The organism is Solwaraspora sp. WMMB335, assembly GCF_049179075.1.
Lineage (GTDB): Bacteria > Actinomycetota > Actinomycetes > Mycobacteriales > Micromonosporaceae > Micromonospora_E.
In genome coordinates this window covers 2,191,286-2,206,195 of sequence record NZ_JBMHMF010000001.1, presented here as the reverse complement: position 1 = coordinate 2,206,195, position 14,910 = coordinate 2,191,286, and the positions used below count along the sequence as shown (strand labels likewise).

The 14,910-nt window shown below is 70.6% G+C and carries 19 protein-coding genes; 10 read left to right on the top strand and 9 right to left on the bottom strand.

The window, feature by feature from the left end; all coding sequences use genetic code 11:
• The first annotated feature begins 1 nt into the window (after position 1).
• The 4 genes from ACN27F_RS09235 (at position 2) to gatB (ending at position 3,437) form a co-directional block, all read left to right on the top strand.
• Entirely contained in the window at positions 2–1,240 is a 1,239-nt protein-coding gene (locus ACN27F_RS09235; RefSeq protein WP_421432417.1) for an AAA family ATPase, read from the top strand.
• Positions 1,237–1,392, top strand: coding sequence for a hypothetical protein (locus tag ACN27F_RS09230; protein ID WP_421432416.1), 156 nt, complete (start codon positions 1,237–1,239; stop codon positions 1,390–1,392). The genes ACN27F_RS09235 and ACN27F_RS09230 overlap by 4 nt, the downstream gene beginning before the upstream one ends.
• Positions 1,392–1,781, top strand: coding sequence for a DUF4276 family protein (locus ACN27F_RS09225; RefSeq protein WP_421432414.1), 390 nt, complete (start codon positions 1,392–1,394; stop codon positions 1,779–1,781). The genes ACN27F_RS09230 and ACN27F_RS09225 overlap by 1 nt, the downstream gene beginning before the upstream one ends.
• Before the next feature lie 150 nt (positions 1,782–1,931).
• Positions 1,932–3,437 (top strand): Asp-tRNA(Asn)/Glu-tRNA(Gln) amidotransferase subunit GatB, encoded by a 1,506-nt coding sequence (gene gatB / locus ACN27F_RS09220; protein ID WP_421440076.1) that lies wholly within the window; start codon positions 1,932–1,934, stop codon positions 3,435–3,437.
• Between the two features lie 13 nt (positions 3,438–3,450).
• On the opposite strand, the gene ACN27F_RS09215 is transcribed toward gatB, so the two are convergent.
• From ACN27F_RS09215 to ACN27F_RS09205, 3 genes are all read right to left on the bottom strand, one after another.
• Positions 3,451–5,901, bottom strand: coding sequence for a CHAT domain-containing protein (locus ACN27F_RS09215; protein ID WP_421432412.1), 2,451 nt, complete (start codon positions 5,899–5,901; stop codon positions 3,451–3,453).
• Between the two features lie 105 nt (positions 5,902–6,006).
• Entirely contained in the window at positions 6,007–6,195 is a 189-nt protein-coding gene (locus ACN27F_RS09210; protein WP_421432409.1) for a DUF397 domain-containing protein, read from the bottom strand.
• Complete coding sequence (locus ACN27F_RS09205; protein ID WP_421432407.1) at positions 6,192–6,983, bottom strand: helix-turn-helix domain-containing protein; 792 nt, start codon at positions 6,981–6,983, stop codon at positions 6,192–6,194. The genes ACN27F_RS09210 and ACN27F_RS09205 overlap by 4 nt, the downstream gene beginning before the upstream one ends.
• 182 nt (positions 6,984–7,165) lie before the next feature.
• Here ACN27F_RS09205 and ACN27F_RS09200 point away from each other — a divergent pair, with 182 nt between their 5' ends.
• Both ACN27F_RS09200 and ACN27F_RS09195 read left to right on the top strand, forming a co-directional pair.
• On the top strand, positions 7,166–7,513 hold the full coding sequence (locus ACN27F_RS09200) for a hypothetical protein (protein WP_421432406.1): 348 nt from the start codon (positions 7,166–7,168) through the stop codon (positions 7,511–7,513).
• Entirely contained in the window at positions 7,506–7,766 is a 261-nt protein-coding gene (locus ACN27F_RS09195) for a hypothetical protein (RefSeq protein WP_421432404.1), read from the top strand. Before ACN27F_RS09200 ends, ACN27F_RS09195 begins: the two co-directional genes overlap by 8 nt.
• 67 nt (positions 7,767–7,833) lie before the next feature.
• Here ACN27F_RS09195 and ACN27F_RS09190 read toward each other — a convergent pair whose 3' ends face one another.
• Positions 7,834–8,415, bottom strand: coding sequence for a TetR/AcrR family transcriptional regulator (locus ACN27F_RS09190; protein ID WP_421432402.1), 582 nt, complete (start codon positions 8,413–8,415; stop codon positions 7,834–7,836).
• A gap of 252 nt (positions 8,416–8,667) precedes the next feature.
• Here ACN27F_RS09190 and ACN27F_RS09185 point away from each other — a divergent pair, with 252 nt between their 5' ends.
• Positions 8,668–9,246 carry a siderophore-interacting protein gene (locus ACN27F_RS09185; RefSeq protein WP_421432400.1) on the top strand — a complete coding sequence of 193 codons (579 nt, stop codon included), beginning with the start codon at positions 8,668–8,670 and terminating at the stop codon, positions 9,244–9,246.
• Here the strand turns inward: ACN27F_RS09185 and ACN27F_RS09180 are convergent.
• Both ACN27F_RS09180 and ACN27F_RS09175 read right to left on the bottom strand, forming a co-directional pair.
• A complete protein-coding gene (locus ACN27F_RS09180) occupies positions 9,243–9,416 on the bottom strand; it encodes a hypothetical protein (protein WP_421432399.1) in 174 nt (57 codons plus the stop codon). The two genes, ACN27F_RS09185 and ACN27F_RS09180, sit on opposite strands and share 4 nt — an antisense overlap.
• Before the next feature lie 5 nt (positions 9,417–9,421).
• A complete protein-coding gene (locus tag ACN27F_RS09175) occupies positions 9,422–9,721 on the bottom strand; it encodes a helix-turn-helix transcriptional regulator (RefSeq protein ID WP_421432396.1) in 300 nt (99 codons plus the stop codon).
• Here ACN27F_RS09175 and ACN27F_RS09170 point away from each other — a divergent pair.
• Positions 9,693–9,932 carry a DUF2000 family protein gene (locus ACN27F_RS09170; protein WP_421432394.1) on the top strand — a complete coding sequence of 80 codons (240 nt, stop codon included), beginning with the start codon at positions 9,693–9,695 and terminating at the stop codon, positions 9,930–9,932. The two genes, ACN27F_RS09175 and ACN27F_RS09170, sit on opposite strands and share 29 nt — an antisense overlap.
• Positions 9,933–9,959: 27 nt before the next feature.
• On the opposite strand, the gene ACN27F_RS09165 is transcribed toward ACN27F_RS09170, so the two are convergent.
• Together ACN27F_RS09165 and ACN27F_RS09160 are read right to left on the bottom strand one after the other, a co-directional pair.
• The gene (locus tag ACN27F_RS09165; RefSeq protein WP_421432392.1) at positions 9,960–11,609 is read right to left on the bottom strand and encodes a metallophosphoesterase family protein; all 1,650 of its coding nucleotides are present in this window, start codon (positions 11,607–11,609) and stop codon (positions 9,960–9,962) included.
• A gap of 83 nt (positions 11,610–11,692) precedes the next feature.
• On the bottom strand, positions 11,693–12,871 hold the full coding sequence (locus tag ACN27F_RS09160) for a PQQ-dependent sugar dehydrogenase (protein ID WP_421432389.1): 1,179 nt from the start codon (positions 12,869–12,871) through the stop codon (positions 11,693–11,695).
• A 196-nt stretch (positions 12,872–13,067) separates the two neighbouring features.
• On the opposite strand from ACN27F_RS09160, the gene ACN27F_RS09155 reads away from it, so the two are divergent.
• Together ACN27F_RS09155 and ACN27F_RS09150 are read left to right on the top strand one after the other, a co-directional pair.
• Positions 13,068–13,367, top strand: a complete 300-nt coding sequence (locus ACN27F_RS09155) for a DUF1540 domain-containing protein (protein ID WP_421432388.1) — start codon at positions 13,068–13,070, stop codon at positions 13,365–13,367.
• An 85-nt stretch (positions 13,368–13,452) separates the two neighbouring features.
• Positions 13,453–14,379 (top strand): 2-hydroxyacid dehydrogenase, encoded by a 927-nt coding sequence (locus tag ACN27F_RS09150; RefSeq protein ID WP_421432387.1) that lies wholly within the window; start codon positions 13,453–13,455, stop codon positions 14,377–14,379.
• Here the strand turns inward: ACN27F_RS09150 and ACN27F_RS09145 are convergent.
• Complete coding sequence (locus tag ACN27F_RS09145) at positions 14,373–14,765, bottom strand: PH domain-containing protein (RefSeq protein ID WP_421432385.1); 393 nt, start codon at positions 14,763–14,765, stop codon at positions 14,373–14,375. The two genes, ACN27F_RS09150 and ACN27F_RS09145, sit on opposite strands and share 7 nt — an antisense overlap.
• Between the last annotated feature and the right edge of the window lie 145 nt (positions 14,766–14,910).

Here is a 14,910-nt window from a genome sequence, read left to right as displayed (position 1 = left end):
CGTGCTGACCCGGATCGAGATCGACGGATTCAAGTCGTTCCGCGACTTCTCGCTGGACGTGCCGCCGTTTCTCGTGATCATCGGGCGGAACGCGGCCGGCAAGTCGAACCTGTTCGACGCGATCCAGTTCCTGTCCCGGCTGGCCGACGATCCGCTGCTGGAAGCCGCCCAGCAGATGCGTGGCGAAGTCCCCGACCTGTTCCATCGGCACACCGACGGCACCCAGATGCCGGTGATGACTTTCGCGGTCGAAGTGCTGCTGGGGCCGTCGGTGACCGACGCGTTCGGCGACACGGCCGAGGTCAACCACTCCCGGTTGCGCTACGAGCTGGCGATCGAGCTACGGCTCGCGAGTAGCAGCGGTACCCGCCGGCCGTACGTGGTGCGGGAGGCGGCGTACCGGAACCCCGAGTCCGACGATGCCGCGTTGCGGGCATTGATCCCACGATGGAAGCAGGTAGCCAGCTATCGCGGCGGTGGCCGGGAACTGTTGGAGACCGAGCAGGACGAGCAGGGCCGCGCGGTCTTCAGTATCCGGCAGCAGGGAAATCAGGGCCGCAAGCGGAAGCTGCCGGCAACGGCGGCGACCGCGACCGTGCTGTCCAGCTTGACCACCGCCACCGACTTCCCGCTGCTGTACGCGCTGAAGCGGGAGTTGCAGTCGTGGCGGTTGCTGCACCTTGATCCGAGTGCGCTGCGTACCCCGGACTCCTACGACGACCCGGACAGCCTGGCGCCCAACGGCGCGCATCTAGCCAACACGCTGCGCTACCTGGCGGCGGAAACGGGCACCGAGGATCGGCGGGAGGGCGCGTTGAACGACCTTTCCGCCGATGTGTCCGAAGTGATACCGGGCGTGGTTCGGGTCCGCCTCGCCGAGGACGAGGCGCGCCGGCAACGGCAGGTCGAGGTGGTGACCCGCGACGAGGCACCGTTTTCGGCCAGGGTCGCCTCCGGCGGAACGCTGCGCGCGATCGCGCTGCTCGCCGCGCTCTACGATCCGCGTGGTGCAGGCCTGATCTGCTTCGAGGAGCCGGAGAACGGTATCTTCCCACAGCGGCTTGCCCAGGTCGTGCTTTACCTTCGGGCGCTTGTCGAACGGTCGCTGGCGCAGCGCGACGAAGCGGGCGGAAATCGATTGACCCAGTTGATTCTGAGTAGCCATTCGCCGGCGATCCTGCGGGCGTTGGAACGCGGCGAGGGCGGGGGCGGCTCCATGCGGTCTACCTGGACGTGGTGACCCGGGTCCGTAAGGGTGAACCGCGTAGCCGGATCACTCGTAGCCGCCTGATCGGTGGCGATCAGCTGACGCTGGACCTCAAAGATCCGAGCGGCGTGGTCAGCAAGGCCGAGATTGCCGAGTTCGAGGTCTTGGAGACACTGGATCGCTGATGCGCTACCTCTCGACAGCACTGATTTCCGAAGGTCTCAGCGATGACCGCTTCCTGCCCCGCCTACTGGCACGCGCACTGGAAGAACTGTGCCTGATCGAGTTCGATGAGACGGTGTACGTTTCCGACGTACAGCCGCTGCGCGCCCGGTCTGGCCCGGTTGGCATCGACGACGTGATCGGCTTGGTCGACCGTAGCGACGGCGGCTTCACCATCATCTTCTTTCACCGTGACCAGGGGGCGAACGCCGAACGGGTGCGCAGGGAGTGGCTGGATCCGTTGCGGAAACGCTGGACCGATCGTCGGGAGCAACTCGTCGCGGTGGTCCCGGTCCGGGAGACCGAGGCCTGGCTACTCGCCGACGGGCAGGCGCTGCGCAGTGCCCCTTGACAGATTGCAGCAGGTGCCGGCGTACCGGCGGTGGTGGGAAGACACCCGGCATGCGCTCGTGGCGCTCGGGTACCGGCCGGGTCGATGAGCGGAGCCCAGGTGGACACTAGGCTGGTGCGGTCGGTGCCGCGCCGAGAGTTGGAGCATGTGATGAGCACGACCGCGTTGCCCACGTACGAGGATGTCGCCGCCCGCTACGAGCCGGTGATCGGCCTGGAGACGCACGTCGAGCTGGGCACCAACACCAAGATGTTCTGCGGCTGCCCGACCGAGTTCGGTGCCGAGCCGAACACCCAGGTCTGCCCGGTCTGCCTCGGCCTGCCCGGCTCGCTGCCGGTGGCCAACAAGGCGGCGATCGAGGCGACGATCCGGATCGGGCTGGCACTGAACTGCTCGATCGCGCACTGGTGCCGGTTCGCCCGGAAGAACTACTTCTACCCGGACATGCCGAAGAACTACCAGATCAGCCAGTACGACGAGCCGCTGTGCGTGGACGGCTGGCTGGACGTCGAGGTCGACGGCGAGCTGGTGCGCATCGGCATCGAGCGGGTGCACCTGGAGGAGGACACCGGCAAGACGCTGCACGTCGGCGGCGCGACCGGGCGCATTCACGGAGCGACCGAGTCGCTGGTCGACTACAACCGGGCCGGCATCCCGCTGGTGGAGATCGTCACCAAGCCGATCCCCGGCACCGGAGACCGGGCGCCCCAGGTGGCCCGCGCGTACGTCACCGAGCTGCGGGACGTGATCCGCTCGCTGGACGTCTCCGACGTACGGATGGAGCAGGGTTCGCTGCGCTGCGACGTGAACACGTCGCTGACCCCGGCCGGGCAGACCGAGTGGGGCACCCGCACCGAGACCAAGAACGTCAACTCGCTGCGGTCGGTGGAGCGGGCGGTACGCGCGGAGATGCTGCGCCAGGCGTCGGTGCTCGACGCCGGTGGCCGGATCACGCAGGAGACCCGGCACTTCCACGAGGACAGCGGCGACACCACGTCCGGTCGGTCCAAGGAGACCGCCACCGACTACCGCTACTTCCCGGAGCCGGACCTGGTGCCACTCGCTCCGGACGTCGCCTGGGTGGCCGAGCTGAAGGCGGCCCTGCCGGAGCTGCCCCGGGTGCACCGTAGGCGGCTGCAGGAGCAGTGGGGGTTGACCGACCACGACATGCAGTCGGTGGTCAACGCCGGCGCGGTCGAGCTGATCGAGCAGACCGTGGCGGCCGGCACCACGCCGGCCGGGGCCCGCAAGTGGTGGCTGGGTGAGCTGGCCCGCCGGGCCAACGAGACCGGCACCGAGCTGGCGGCGCTCGGGGTCACCCCGGCGCACGTGGCCGAACTGCAGGGGCTGGTCGACGCCGGCAAACTCAACGACAAGCTGGCCCGTACGGTGCTCGAAGCGGTGGTCGCCGGGGAAGGCACCCCGACCGAGGTGATGACCGCTCGCGGTCTGGGCGTGGTCTCCGACACCGGCGCGTTGACCGCCGCCGTGGACGAGGCGATCGCCGCCAACCCGGACATCGCGGCGAAGGTCCGCGACGGCAAGGTCGCGGCGGCCGGTGCGCTGGTCGGCGCGGTGATGAAGACGACCAAGGGCCAGGCGGACGCCCGTACGGTCCGGGAGTTGATCCTGTCCCGCCTCGGCGCGCAAGGCTGACGTCAGCGGCGGGTCACCGGCCGAAGTGCACGAAGCCCGCCCAGGACCGAGGGTGTTCGGCGGCGCGGATCATGTCGATCTGCGCCGCCCGGAGAGCGTCGGCGGCCGATCCACCAAGCCGGTCGAGGTGGCGGTGGAACGACAGCATCAGCGTCGACGTCGCCTCGTCCGGCACGCTCCACTGTGCGGCGACGACGGCCGCGCTGCCGCCGGCGAGGAACGCGGTGCTGATGCTGAACGCTTCGTCCCAGCCCCGTCCGGAGACTCCACTGCTGCACGCGGCCAGCACCACCAGCCCAGGTCGTGGCCGTCCGCGCGCGGCGACCAGCCGCTCGGCGGCGAGCCGCTGCCCGCCGGCGAGCAGCAGGTAGGAGGTGTCGTCGGTGCCCAGTCCGGCCCGGACCACGCCATGGCAGGCCAGATGCAGTACGCCGCCGGAAAAGGCGAGCACGTCGTCGGGATCACCGGCGCCCGCCGGGCTTGGTGAGCCGTCGGCGAGTCGGCCGACGTAGCGCGCCTCGGGGTGACGCTCGTGGAGCGCGAGCGCTTCCCGCCGGGCCCCGAGCAGATCGTCGGCGGCACCGGCGCTGTCCGGGTCGCCGACGATGAGCATCGGTCCGTCCAGCACCGGTCGGCTGCCCCGGCAGAACAGCCGGGCCGAGGCCGCGTACGAGATGACCATCCGCTCGACGGCGTACACGTACCTGCGGGCCGACCCGGCCACGTCAGCGGTCTGCTCGTCGGCGGTCTGCTTGTCGGGCACCTGATGCCGGGCGGCGTGCCAGGGCACCCCGGCGAGTTCGCCCATCGGCACCAGGATCACCCGGTCCGGGAGGACGTCGAGCAGCGGACCGACCGCCACCCGCCAGGCCCAGTCGCAGAGCGACTCCAAGGCGTCCGGCGGCTGCGGCGGACCCGCGACGCCGAGCTCGCGCCCACCCTCACCACCTACCGGATGCGGCGGCACGGTCAACTCCGGAAGCGGATGCACGACGGCCGGGCCGTCGGCGGGGATGACGACGGCCGCGCCGGGTCGGGCTGCCTGCGCCGCCGCACCGGTCGGCGCCCGGGCCGGCTCGGCGTCGCGGGCGGCCAGGAGATACACGAGTGCGCCTGCGCCGGCGGCGCGCAGGGCGGACCGCGTCTCGTCGGCGGACGGTGGATCGAGCAGCGTGCCGTCCATAGTCAGCCGTTCGAAGGCTTCGCGGCGCAACGGCGTCGGAATCAGGTCGGCCGGTCCGGACGGCCAGCGGCCGGCGAGGTCGGTCGCGCCGACCGCGGTCAGCTTCGCCGGTACGTCCTCGACCTCGGTGGCGGCGTACAGGATGAGCCCTCGGCCGGCGTCGAGCGCGGCGGCGGCGCCGACGGCGTCACCGTCGGCGACACACCAGCCGGCGATGCGCACGGCGTCCTCGGCCACCATGTTCGTGGCGGTGGACGCGGCGGCCGTGGTCGATTGCAGCAGCACCGCCCAGGCGTGACCCCGGAGCGCCTGCAGCCCGACCCGGCGCGCGTCGGCGAGCCGGTCGGTGCGCCGGTAGCCGTCGGCGAGGGCCAGCGCGGTGCCGGCCCAGAGCGGGAACGCGGGCGTCTGCGCCTCGTCGAGGGCCTGTTCCAAGGTGGCGATGCCTCTGTCGAGGTCGCGGATGGCTGCCGCCCGTGGTCGTGGCGACGGGCGGATCAGGAAGGCTTCCGGGTACGACGCGGCGGCCAGCGTCGCTTCGGCCCGGCGGATCAACGCATTGCCGAGCAGACGGCGATAGTACGGCCGGTACGGCTCGTCCGGGGGCGCCAGTCGGAGCGCGGTTTTCAGGTCGTTGATGGCGGCGGTGGCGATGCCTGGCCGGTCCTCGATCTGCACCATGATCATGACGGCGACGGCGGCGAACAATGCCCCCTGCGGAGCGGCCCCGACGCCCGGGTTGAGGGCGGTCAGCCGGCGGAGCCGGATCACCTCGTCATCGGTGGGCGGGCGGTCCGGTCCGTCGGGGTCGGACAACGCCGCCATCATCCGGCGGGTCAGTTCGGTGTGCAGGTCCATCAGTACGCCGATCCGCTGAAACGGATTGTCCGGTGCGACCTCGGCGGCGAGAGCGGGCCGCCGCCCGCTCGTCGGGTGGGACCAGACGTCCGGGTCGGCCCGAGTGAGCTCGGCCATGGATCGCAGCGAAACGGCGGCGAGCGTGAGCAGCCCGAACTGCGGGTGGTCGGCACCGATCCGGGCCAACAACGCGTCGGTACGGGCAACCAGGTCGACCAACGAGGCGTAGTCGAGGTCGTCCATCGCGCGCAGGCTCTCGGTGAGCAGCAGCGCCACGTCGAACTCGTCCGCTGGTACGTCGCCCCGCGCCGCCGCCTCGTGCAGGGCGGTGAGCATCACCCTGGGGTCACCGTCGTATCGGCGCTGTGGGCTCGACGTGGCCGCCGCGAGCGCCGCGCGGTACATGTCGTCGGCGGATCCCATACCGTCCATGGTCGACCCTGCGGTCAGGTGCGAACAACCCGGAGCCGCTGGGTCGGGCAGGTGGTCGAGCCGCGCCGGGCAGGTACCCGGCGCGGCCCGTGACACCTATCGCTGGTGGTGGCTGACGAAGGTCTGCCAGGCGGTGGGGGTGAAGGTGAGGGTGCCGCCGGTGCGGTCCTTGCTGTCGCGGACCAGGACCCGGCCGGGCAGGTTGTCGGCGACCTCGACACACGCGCCGCCGGTGCCGTTGCTGCGGCTGCTGGTCCGCCAGGCCGGTCGAGGATCGGTCGTCATGCCCATCTGTCTGCCGCCTCCTGCATCAACGCCACGGACTGCTCGCTGGGCAGAGCGTACTCCCGCAGCGACTCCCAGGCGTGCTCCAATCTGGTCAGATCGGCCTCCAGCTCGATGGTCTGGCCCTCCAACGGCCCGTCGACGAAGCCCGCCGACCGGCCGTCCAGGCTGGCCAGGATGAACGGGCCGTTGAGCCCCGGGTAGGCGCCGACCCCGGCCGGCACCACCTGGATCGAGACGTTGGGCCGGTCGCAGGCGGCGATCAGCGCCAGGACCTGCTCACGCATCACCGCCGGGCCGCCGACCGCCCGGGTCAGCACCGCCTCGTCGATCACCCCGACGAAACGGCACGGCCGCTCGGCCCGGTGCAGGATCTCCTGGCGGCCGAGCCGGTCGCCGACGGTGGTGTCGACGTCGTCGATCGCCACCCCGGCGTGGGTGAGGACGACGCGGGCGTACGCCTCGGTCTGCAGCAGGCCGGGCACCAGTAGCGGCTCGTACCAGCGCAGCATGATCGCCTCCCGCTCGTGCTCCAGCCACGGGCGCAGCCAGACCGGCGCCCGCTCGGTGCGCAGCAGCAGCTCCCAGAGGGTCGAGTAGTCGCAGTTGAAGACCTGGTCGATGGTGGCCAGGTAGTCGAGCCGGATCGGCCGGGCACCGCGCTCGACCGCGCTGACGTGCTGGGCCGACCAGTGCAGCGCGGCACCCCACTGCTCCTGGGTGAGCCCGGCCAACTCGCGACGGCGGCGGAGCTCCGCTATCAGATAAGCGCTCGCTGCTCCAGACATTCGTTTCCTCCAGCTCTCTACAGAATTGCTTTGCGGTGGGCAGGGCCGGCCCCGTAATGGATGTTGTTGCTACGAGGGCGAATCGAACCTTCCATAGGGGAGGTGGGAAAGTCCAGGGTGGAGAGGTGGGAAATTTGAGAAGGCGTCCATCGCTGTCCCGATGGGGGATGCATGGCGCAAAAATGAATGGCAAAGATCAATTGTGTCCGGTCGGCGCGGTCCGTCGGCCCGGCGTGGGGCGTCGGCCCGGCGTACTCGGCTGGATGTCGGTGCCGGTCGGCAGCGCCGTGCCCGGCTACGTCAACCACCCGGTGATCGCCCGCGCCCGCCACCTGGCCGCGATACACCTGCCCGACCCGGTCTCCGGCTGCCCGCGCTGCGGCACCGTCGGCTGCCCGGCGCTGCGGCTCGCGGTGGCCTACCTGGACCGGTACGACGGTGACGCCGCCCGGACCATCCGTCGGCTGCTCGCCTCGGTCGGCATCTGGCTCACCGCCGACCCGACCACCGGGGCAGGCGGCGATGACTGAGCCCGGGAAATCGCCCCTGGTGCAGCCGTGGGACACCATCGAGATCGGCGCGGCCGACTATCTCAACGGCGATGGGGTGCTGCGACTGCGCGTGATCCACGTCCGCGCCGAGGCCGCCCATCCGAACATCGAATGGATTCACCTGCTCGGCACCCGACTGCACGGCAACCGGGACGGCCAGATGATGATGGTGACCGTTCGTACCTCGGCGCTGCGTCGCCCCGGCGCGGTCACTCGCTCAGCAGAACATTGACCCTGGTGTCCACCAGATGCTCGGAGACGGTGAGCTCCGCGTCGAGCCGTCGGCCTTGACCGCCAGGTCACAGGTCGCCCAGCAGCACCTCGATGACCTCCATCAGCTGCTCGCGCAGCTGGTCGGCTGGCAGGTCCTGATAGTGGTCCGACAGCATCACCAGGGGGCCGAAGATCGCGCCCAGGGTGCTACCGAGCCGGACCCTGACCTGCGGGTCGAGCGCCGGGTCGGCGAAGAGCGCCGACAGCTTCGTGTTCTGCGCCGCCATCCGGGCACCGACCTCGGGGTCGTTGGCGAACAGCGCGTGGAAGACGTCCTCGTTGCGTTCCAGGACCACGAGCATCTGCCGGTGCCGCAGGGCGATGTCGATGATCTGCGGCAGGGCCCGCTGCCAGGCGCCCGGGTCGGTACCGGCCACCACCAGCCGGTCGGACGCCTCGGTGAGTACGTCGAGTGCTCGGCTGATGACCGTGCGGGCGATGTCGTCCTTGGCGTGGAAGTGGTGGTACACCGCCGCTTTGCTGACGCCGAGCCGCTCCGCGATGTGCCGCAGCGACGTGCCCTGGTAGCCCTGACGGGCGAACAGTTCGACGGCGACATCCACGATGCGCTCCCGCATCGGCTCGGGAGTGGGGTTGGCGGAGGTCACCGCCACAGGGTATAACTTGCCGATCGGCAAGTCATGTCTTGCCGATCGGCAGGGAACAACCTCGACTCCGATTGTGAGGACCGACCGTGAAGCGTCGTCTGCTCGACCGCCTGCTGGTCGCCGCCCAGGTTCGCGGTCGAGCCGCTGGGCCCCCGCCTACGGCTGGTCACGCTGACCGGGCCCGACCTGGCGGGTCTCGACCGGCTGCCCGGCCAGCACGTACGCCTGCAGCTCGCCCCGGGGCCGGCCGCCGTGGACTGGCTGGTCGGCACGCTACGCACCTACACGGTGTGGAGCTACCAGGACCAGACCATGGAGCTGGTCGTCTTCGACCACGGGGACGGCCCTGGCGCCGAGTGGGCACGCACCACCCGGCCGGGCGACGAGCTGATGCTGATGAAACCGCAGGGCACCTTCGTCACCGCCCCGGCGCCGTACCACCTCTTCGCCGGGGAGGAGACCGCGCAGGCCGCCTACGGTCCGATGCTGCGGGCGCTGCCGGCCAGCGCCCGGGTCTTCGGCCGATTCGAGATCGACTCCCCGGACGAGCGCCTGAACCTGATCGACTCCCACAACGAGCGCCTGAACCCAGAGACGGGCTGGGATCTGGAGTGGAGCTACCGCCGGGGCCGGTCCGCGGCTTCCTCCGAGACCCTGGTCGAGGCCGTTCGCGGGCTGGAGTTGCCCGCCGAGCCCGGCCGCGCCTACCTGGCCGGGGAAGCCCGGACGATCCAGCTGGTCCGCCGCCACCTGGTCGAGGAGCGGAACTGGCCGCGCCGCAACGTGATCACCAAGCCGTTCTGGACCCCGGGCCGCAGGGGGATGGACTAGTGCGGAGGACCGTCCGGGGAGAGCACGCGGACAACCAGCGGTCGCCTCGGCGGGAAGAGCGCTTCACGAGCGAAGTACGCGGTGACGACCGTGGAGATCAGCGCGGCGATCGCCAGGAACAGGGTGGACCCGGCGTAGGCACGGGAACGCCGCCAGTCTGTCCCGGCCACCCGGTTCATCGTCGTGACGACGTCGCGAAACGGCCCGGGGTGAGGCCGACGATCCTGGTGAAATGCCGGGTCAGGTGCGACTGGTCGAAGAAGCCCGCCGTGGTGGCCGCGACGCCGACGGAGACACCGTCGAGCAGCAGCCGCCGGGCCCGGTCCACCCGACCAGCGGTCAGATAGCGGTGCGGCGGCATGCCGAATTCGCGGTTGAACGCGCGTACCAGATATGCCGGATCGAAATGCAGCAGCGCCGCCGCCTCGTCGAGGGTGAGCCCGGCGGTGATCCGCGCGTCCAGCAGCTCCCGCAACCGGTACGCGGGCCCGGACCGGCGGGCCGTCGAGCTGGGCCTGTCGGTCGCGGTGTTCACCGGCGACCTGTTCGCCACCGGGCACGACGTCGCGAACCGGGCGGCGGTGCGCGCCGTACCCGGCGATCAGCTCGACCTGGTCGGCCTGGCGGTGTACGGCCCGCGCAACCCGGTCGACAAGGTCGTCAAGGGCGCCCGGATGCACCCGTGAGCCCGCGCCAGTGAGGCGCTGACGAGGTCAGGACGGGCTGGGTGCCGGGGTCGTGGACTGAGCGGGAGTCGGGGTCGTGGACGGCGACGCCGACGGATCCGGATCGGGTTCCGGGCCAGCGACCACGTGCCGTTCCAGGGTGACCTGTGCCTGGCCGGTGCCGCCGACCCGGATGTCGTCGTGCGCCTGCAGTTGCTGCTCGGCATCGAAGTAGAGCACCGACATGGCCAACGGAGTCGGCTCCTCGCCCTCCAGACCGCGCAGCCCCGCCCCGCCGGTCGAGCCCTCGACCAGCAGCAGGGTCGGCTGCTGGCCGGGGACCTGGGCGAGCATCCGGACCTGTCTGTTGTGGACGTGCCCGGCCAGCACCAGCGGGCAGGTGCCGGACAGCGGCCCCGCCGACACCGGGTCGTGCACGAGCGCGACGTCCACCGGCTCCCCGGCCGCGCGTATCGTCGCGGCCAGTTGCTCGCCGACCCCGATGACCTGCTCGGCAGCCGGTTTCGACAGACCGCCGTCGGCCGGGCTGGTCTGCTTGTCCGGGGTGAACCGTGGGTCGCCGATGCCGGCGATGGTCAGCCCGCCCACCGTGGTCACCTCGTTGTCCAGCACGATCGCGTTCGGCTGGCCAGCGACCGCCTCCTGGGTACGCACCGAGTCGTGGTTGCCCCGGATGAACACGTACGGCACCTCCAGCAGCCCGATCGAGGCGACGAAGGCAGCCTCTGGTTCGCTGCCCCAGTCGGTGATGTCCCCGGTGTCGATGACGACGTCGATGTCGAACTGCTCCACCACGGTGCGGATGACCGACCAGCCGGTCGGGTTGAGGTGCATGTCCGACACGTGTAGCACCCGGGTCGTGCCTTCCGCGGACTCGTACACCGGCAACGTCGACACCGTCGTGTAGATCCGGCTGACGTTGGCCACGATGTGCTGCAGCTGCTCGGCGTACTGGTTGTAGTTGCTGGCGATGCGCTGCACGTCACCGACCACCGCCGGGGCGTTGACCAGCAGGCCCTCGTACCGTGGCTCCTCGATCGACTCGGGACGCAGGGTGAGCGCGGCGAGGCCGAGGCTGCCGCCGGTGACCAGCAGCGCGAGGGTGCCGGACCAGGCGACCCGGCGGGTGTCCCGGAAGATCAACGCGGCGAGGACCAGGGTCGCCAGCACGGAGACCGCGAGGGTACGGACGCCGAGTCGCAGGACTCCCTCGGTGACGTCGCTGACCACGGTCTGGCTGGCCCGGGTGATGCCGGTCGGGTCGTCGATCAGGGCCAGGGTCCGGACCTGATCGAGGGAGCCGAGCCGGATGGACAACTCTACCGGCCCCTCGTGGCTGTCCAGGTGCAGCGATCCCAACGGAGGGATCGAGACCGTGGTGCCGCCGTCGACCGCCGGGGTGACCGCCATCTCCGCCCGGAACGGCCCGATGTCGACCTCGGTCCGGGCACCGAGCAGTACGCCGATGACGACGCCGACGAGGCTCACCAGAACCACGGCCAACGTCGTGGCGAGCCGGCGCGACGGGCGTGACCGGGCGGCGCGGTACAGCTGACGTCCGGTGGCCCGCGTCAGCGCGCCGACCCGCGTTACCGTGGCGGCCCGCCGCCCGGCCTGACGGGCGTCAGGCCGGGCGGCGGCGGGAAGGCCAGGGTCGGCTGCTTGCTCGTCGTTCATGGTCGGATCATGCCTGTCTGGTCGGAAAGTCCTGCTGCTGGTTGAACCGTTCATCGCCCGCGCCGGCGCTGCGTCACGGCGGGTCAGCTGCGCCCGGCACCGCCGTCGGCGAACACCAGCCGCAGGATCCGGTCGTCGGCCGGATCCGGCTCACCGCGGCCGTCATGGTTCGAGGTGGTTACCCAGACTGAACCGTCCGGCGCGAGTGCGACGGTCCGCAGTCGTCCGTACTCCTCGGTGAGCAGCGACCGGGGCTGGCCGAAGACGGTACCTGACCCGGTCAGCTCGACCAACCAGAGGCGTTCACCCCGCAGGCACGCGGCGGCCAGGATGGTGCCGACGACCGCCGCGCCCGAACAGGATGCCTCGTCGGTAGACCAGGTGACCAGCGGATCCACGAAGCGTCCGTCGCCGCCGGTGCCCTCGACCTCCGGCCAGCCGTAGTTGCTGCCCGGCTCGATCAGGTTGATCTCGTCCCAGGTGTTCTGACCGAACTCGGTGGCGTACAGCCGGTCCTGGTCGTCCCAGGCGATGCCCTGCACGTTGCGGTGGCCCAGCGACCAGACCAGCGAATCCGCAAAGGGATTGCCCGGGGCGGGTTCGCCCTCGGGGGTCATCCGCAGGATCTTGCCGCCGAGGCTCTCCCGGTCCTGTGCCAGGCCGGTGTCGGAGGCGTCGCCGGTGCTCGCGTACAGGAAACCGTCCGGGCCGAACGCCAGCCGGCCACCGTTGTGGATTCCGGCGGCCGGGATCCCGGTGACGATCGGTTCTGGCTCCTCGCCCAGGATGAGCCGGGCGATCCGGTTGTCCTGCGCCGTCGAGTAGTAGATGAAGACGGTCTCGTCGGTGTCGTACTGCGGCGAGACGGCGATGCCGAGCAGGCCACCCTCGCCCCCGCCGGTGACGCCCTCGACGGTCTGGACCTCTTCGACGGTCAGGCCCTCGGTGTCCGAGCCCGGACCAACCCGCAGGATTCTCGCGGAGTCCCGTTCGGTGACCAGCGCGGCACCGTCCGGTAGGAAAGCGACACCCCAGGGCACTTCCAGGCCACGGGCGAGCACGGTGACCGCGATCTGCTGTTCGACGCCGCCGCCGGGCGGGGTGGCGGTGGGGGCGGGGAACGTGGGCGGCGCGCCGGCCTGATCGGGCTCTGGCTCACCGAACGCGCATCCGCCGGCGAGCAGGACCAGAGCCAGGCTGGTGGCAATGCCCGTGGCGGTCACCCGGCTCGTCGCGCGGCGGTACGGGGGGCGTGCGTTCACCCGGATCAGACTAGCCCGTCGTAGTGGACGTGCACGGAAGGGCAGCCAACTTCGATTTAGGTAAGCATACCCAAAATTGGACAAAATTAAATAAAAGAGCATTAAAGACTTTTTCGCCGTACGGTCTTCCTGACGGCGCGGCTGGGACGCGCGCCGACCGTCCGGGTACCGAACCCGAATACCGAGGAGGACCACCATGACCGCGATGATGGAGATGCCCCGGGTGCAGGAATGCACCGTCATCGACTGCGCCTACAACCAGCATGAGGGCTGCCATGCCTTCGCCATCACCGTCGGTGTCGACGCCGAACACGCCAGCTGCAACACGTTCTTCGACATCTCCACCAAGGGCGGGCTGGACGCGGTGATCGCACAGGTCGGCGCCTGCAAACGGGCCGACTGCCGGTTCAACGCCGAGCTGGAATGCCGGGCGCCGTCGATCCGGGTGGGCCCGAGTCGGGACATGGCCGACTGCATGACGTACGAACCGGCCTGACCGCCGGCTGAGCGGCCCGAGCACGCGGTGGCGGCCGTCGCGCAGCCAACGCTGAGTGGCGGTCGCCGGCATTATTGTCGGACCGGTGAAGATGTGGATTCCTCACCAACAAGGTCGGCAACTGCTCGGACCGCTGCCCGAGGGGGTGACGGTCGAGGTCGTCGCCGACCCCACCGCGTCGCCGTGCGATCCCGCCGGAGTCGGATTCTGGGTGCCACCGTTCCTGGCCCGTCCGGATACCCCCGAACTCGCCGGCACGATGCCGGAACTGGCCGTGGTGCAGCTGCTCACCGCTGGCGCCGACTCGTGGGCGGGTCGGCTGCCCGAGCGGGTGACCCTGTGCGACGCCCGGGGAGTCCACGACTCGTCGACGGCGGAGTGGATCGTCACGGCGATCCTCACCCACGTACGAGATTTCGCCGGCTTCGTCCGGTCCCAGGCCCGGCGGGAATGGTCCTACGACGCCTTCGCGCCCACCGACGAGCTCGCCGGCAAGCGGATCCTCGTCGTCGGTGCCGGCTCGATCGGTGCGGCGGCGTGCGCCCGGCTGGCACCGTTCGAAGTAGACCTCACGCTGGTGGCGCGGACCGCCCGGCCGGCCGAGCGGGTGCACGCGGTCGACGAACTGCCCCGGCTGCTGCCACACGCGAACATCGTGGTGGTGATCGTGCCGCTGACCGCCCAGACCCGGGGCATGGTCGACGCCGCCTTTCTCGCCGCGATGCCGGACGGGGCCCTGCTGGTCAACGCCGCCCGTGGCCCCGTGGCGGACACCGCCGCGCTGACCGCCGAGCTGGCCACCGGCCGCATCGGTGCGGTCGTCGACGTGACCGATCCCGAGCCACTGCCGGCCGATCATCCGCTGTGGACGATGCCGAATGTCGTGATCAGTCCGCACATCGCCGGCTCGGTCCGCGGGCTGTTGCCCCGAGCGTACGGGCTCGCCGGGCGGCAGTTGCGCCGTTTCGTGCACGGAGAGACGCTGCGCAACGTGGTCGAGCAGGGTTACTGAGCCGGACCGGCCCCGGGCGCGTCATCCAAAGGCTGGCCGCTGGCCGCCACCAGCCGGGGCAGATCCGTCCCGCGTACGGCGGGAAGCCGTACCTGGTCGCCGTCGGTCAACCGAGCGACCGCGCGACCGCGCGGGTCAGCGGCCAACTCGGCCACCCGTGACCATGGAATCCGGCGCTGACCGAGCAGCGCGCGCACCCGCAATCCGGTGTCGTCGGCGTCGGTGCCGGCCCGGACCGCCCAGATCGCGATCACCAACGGGACCAACAGGATCGGCAACAGGTACCAACGGGTGCTGGCCAGCGGCAACGACCCGACGAACCCGATCACCGCCGCCAGCATGATCGCCTGATGTGGCCGGAACCGGACAGTTGCCCTGCGAGTCATGGGACAATCCTGGCATCCTGTCACGGGCGACACCCGGCCGGGCGATGCGTAGGCTGTCACGCGGTGATCCGTCCGCCCGGGCCGGTGCCGCAATCCACATCGGGTCGACCCGTAACCATGATCCGGGTTGCCTCGTTGTGCAGGC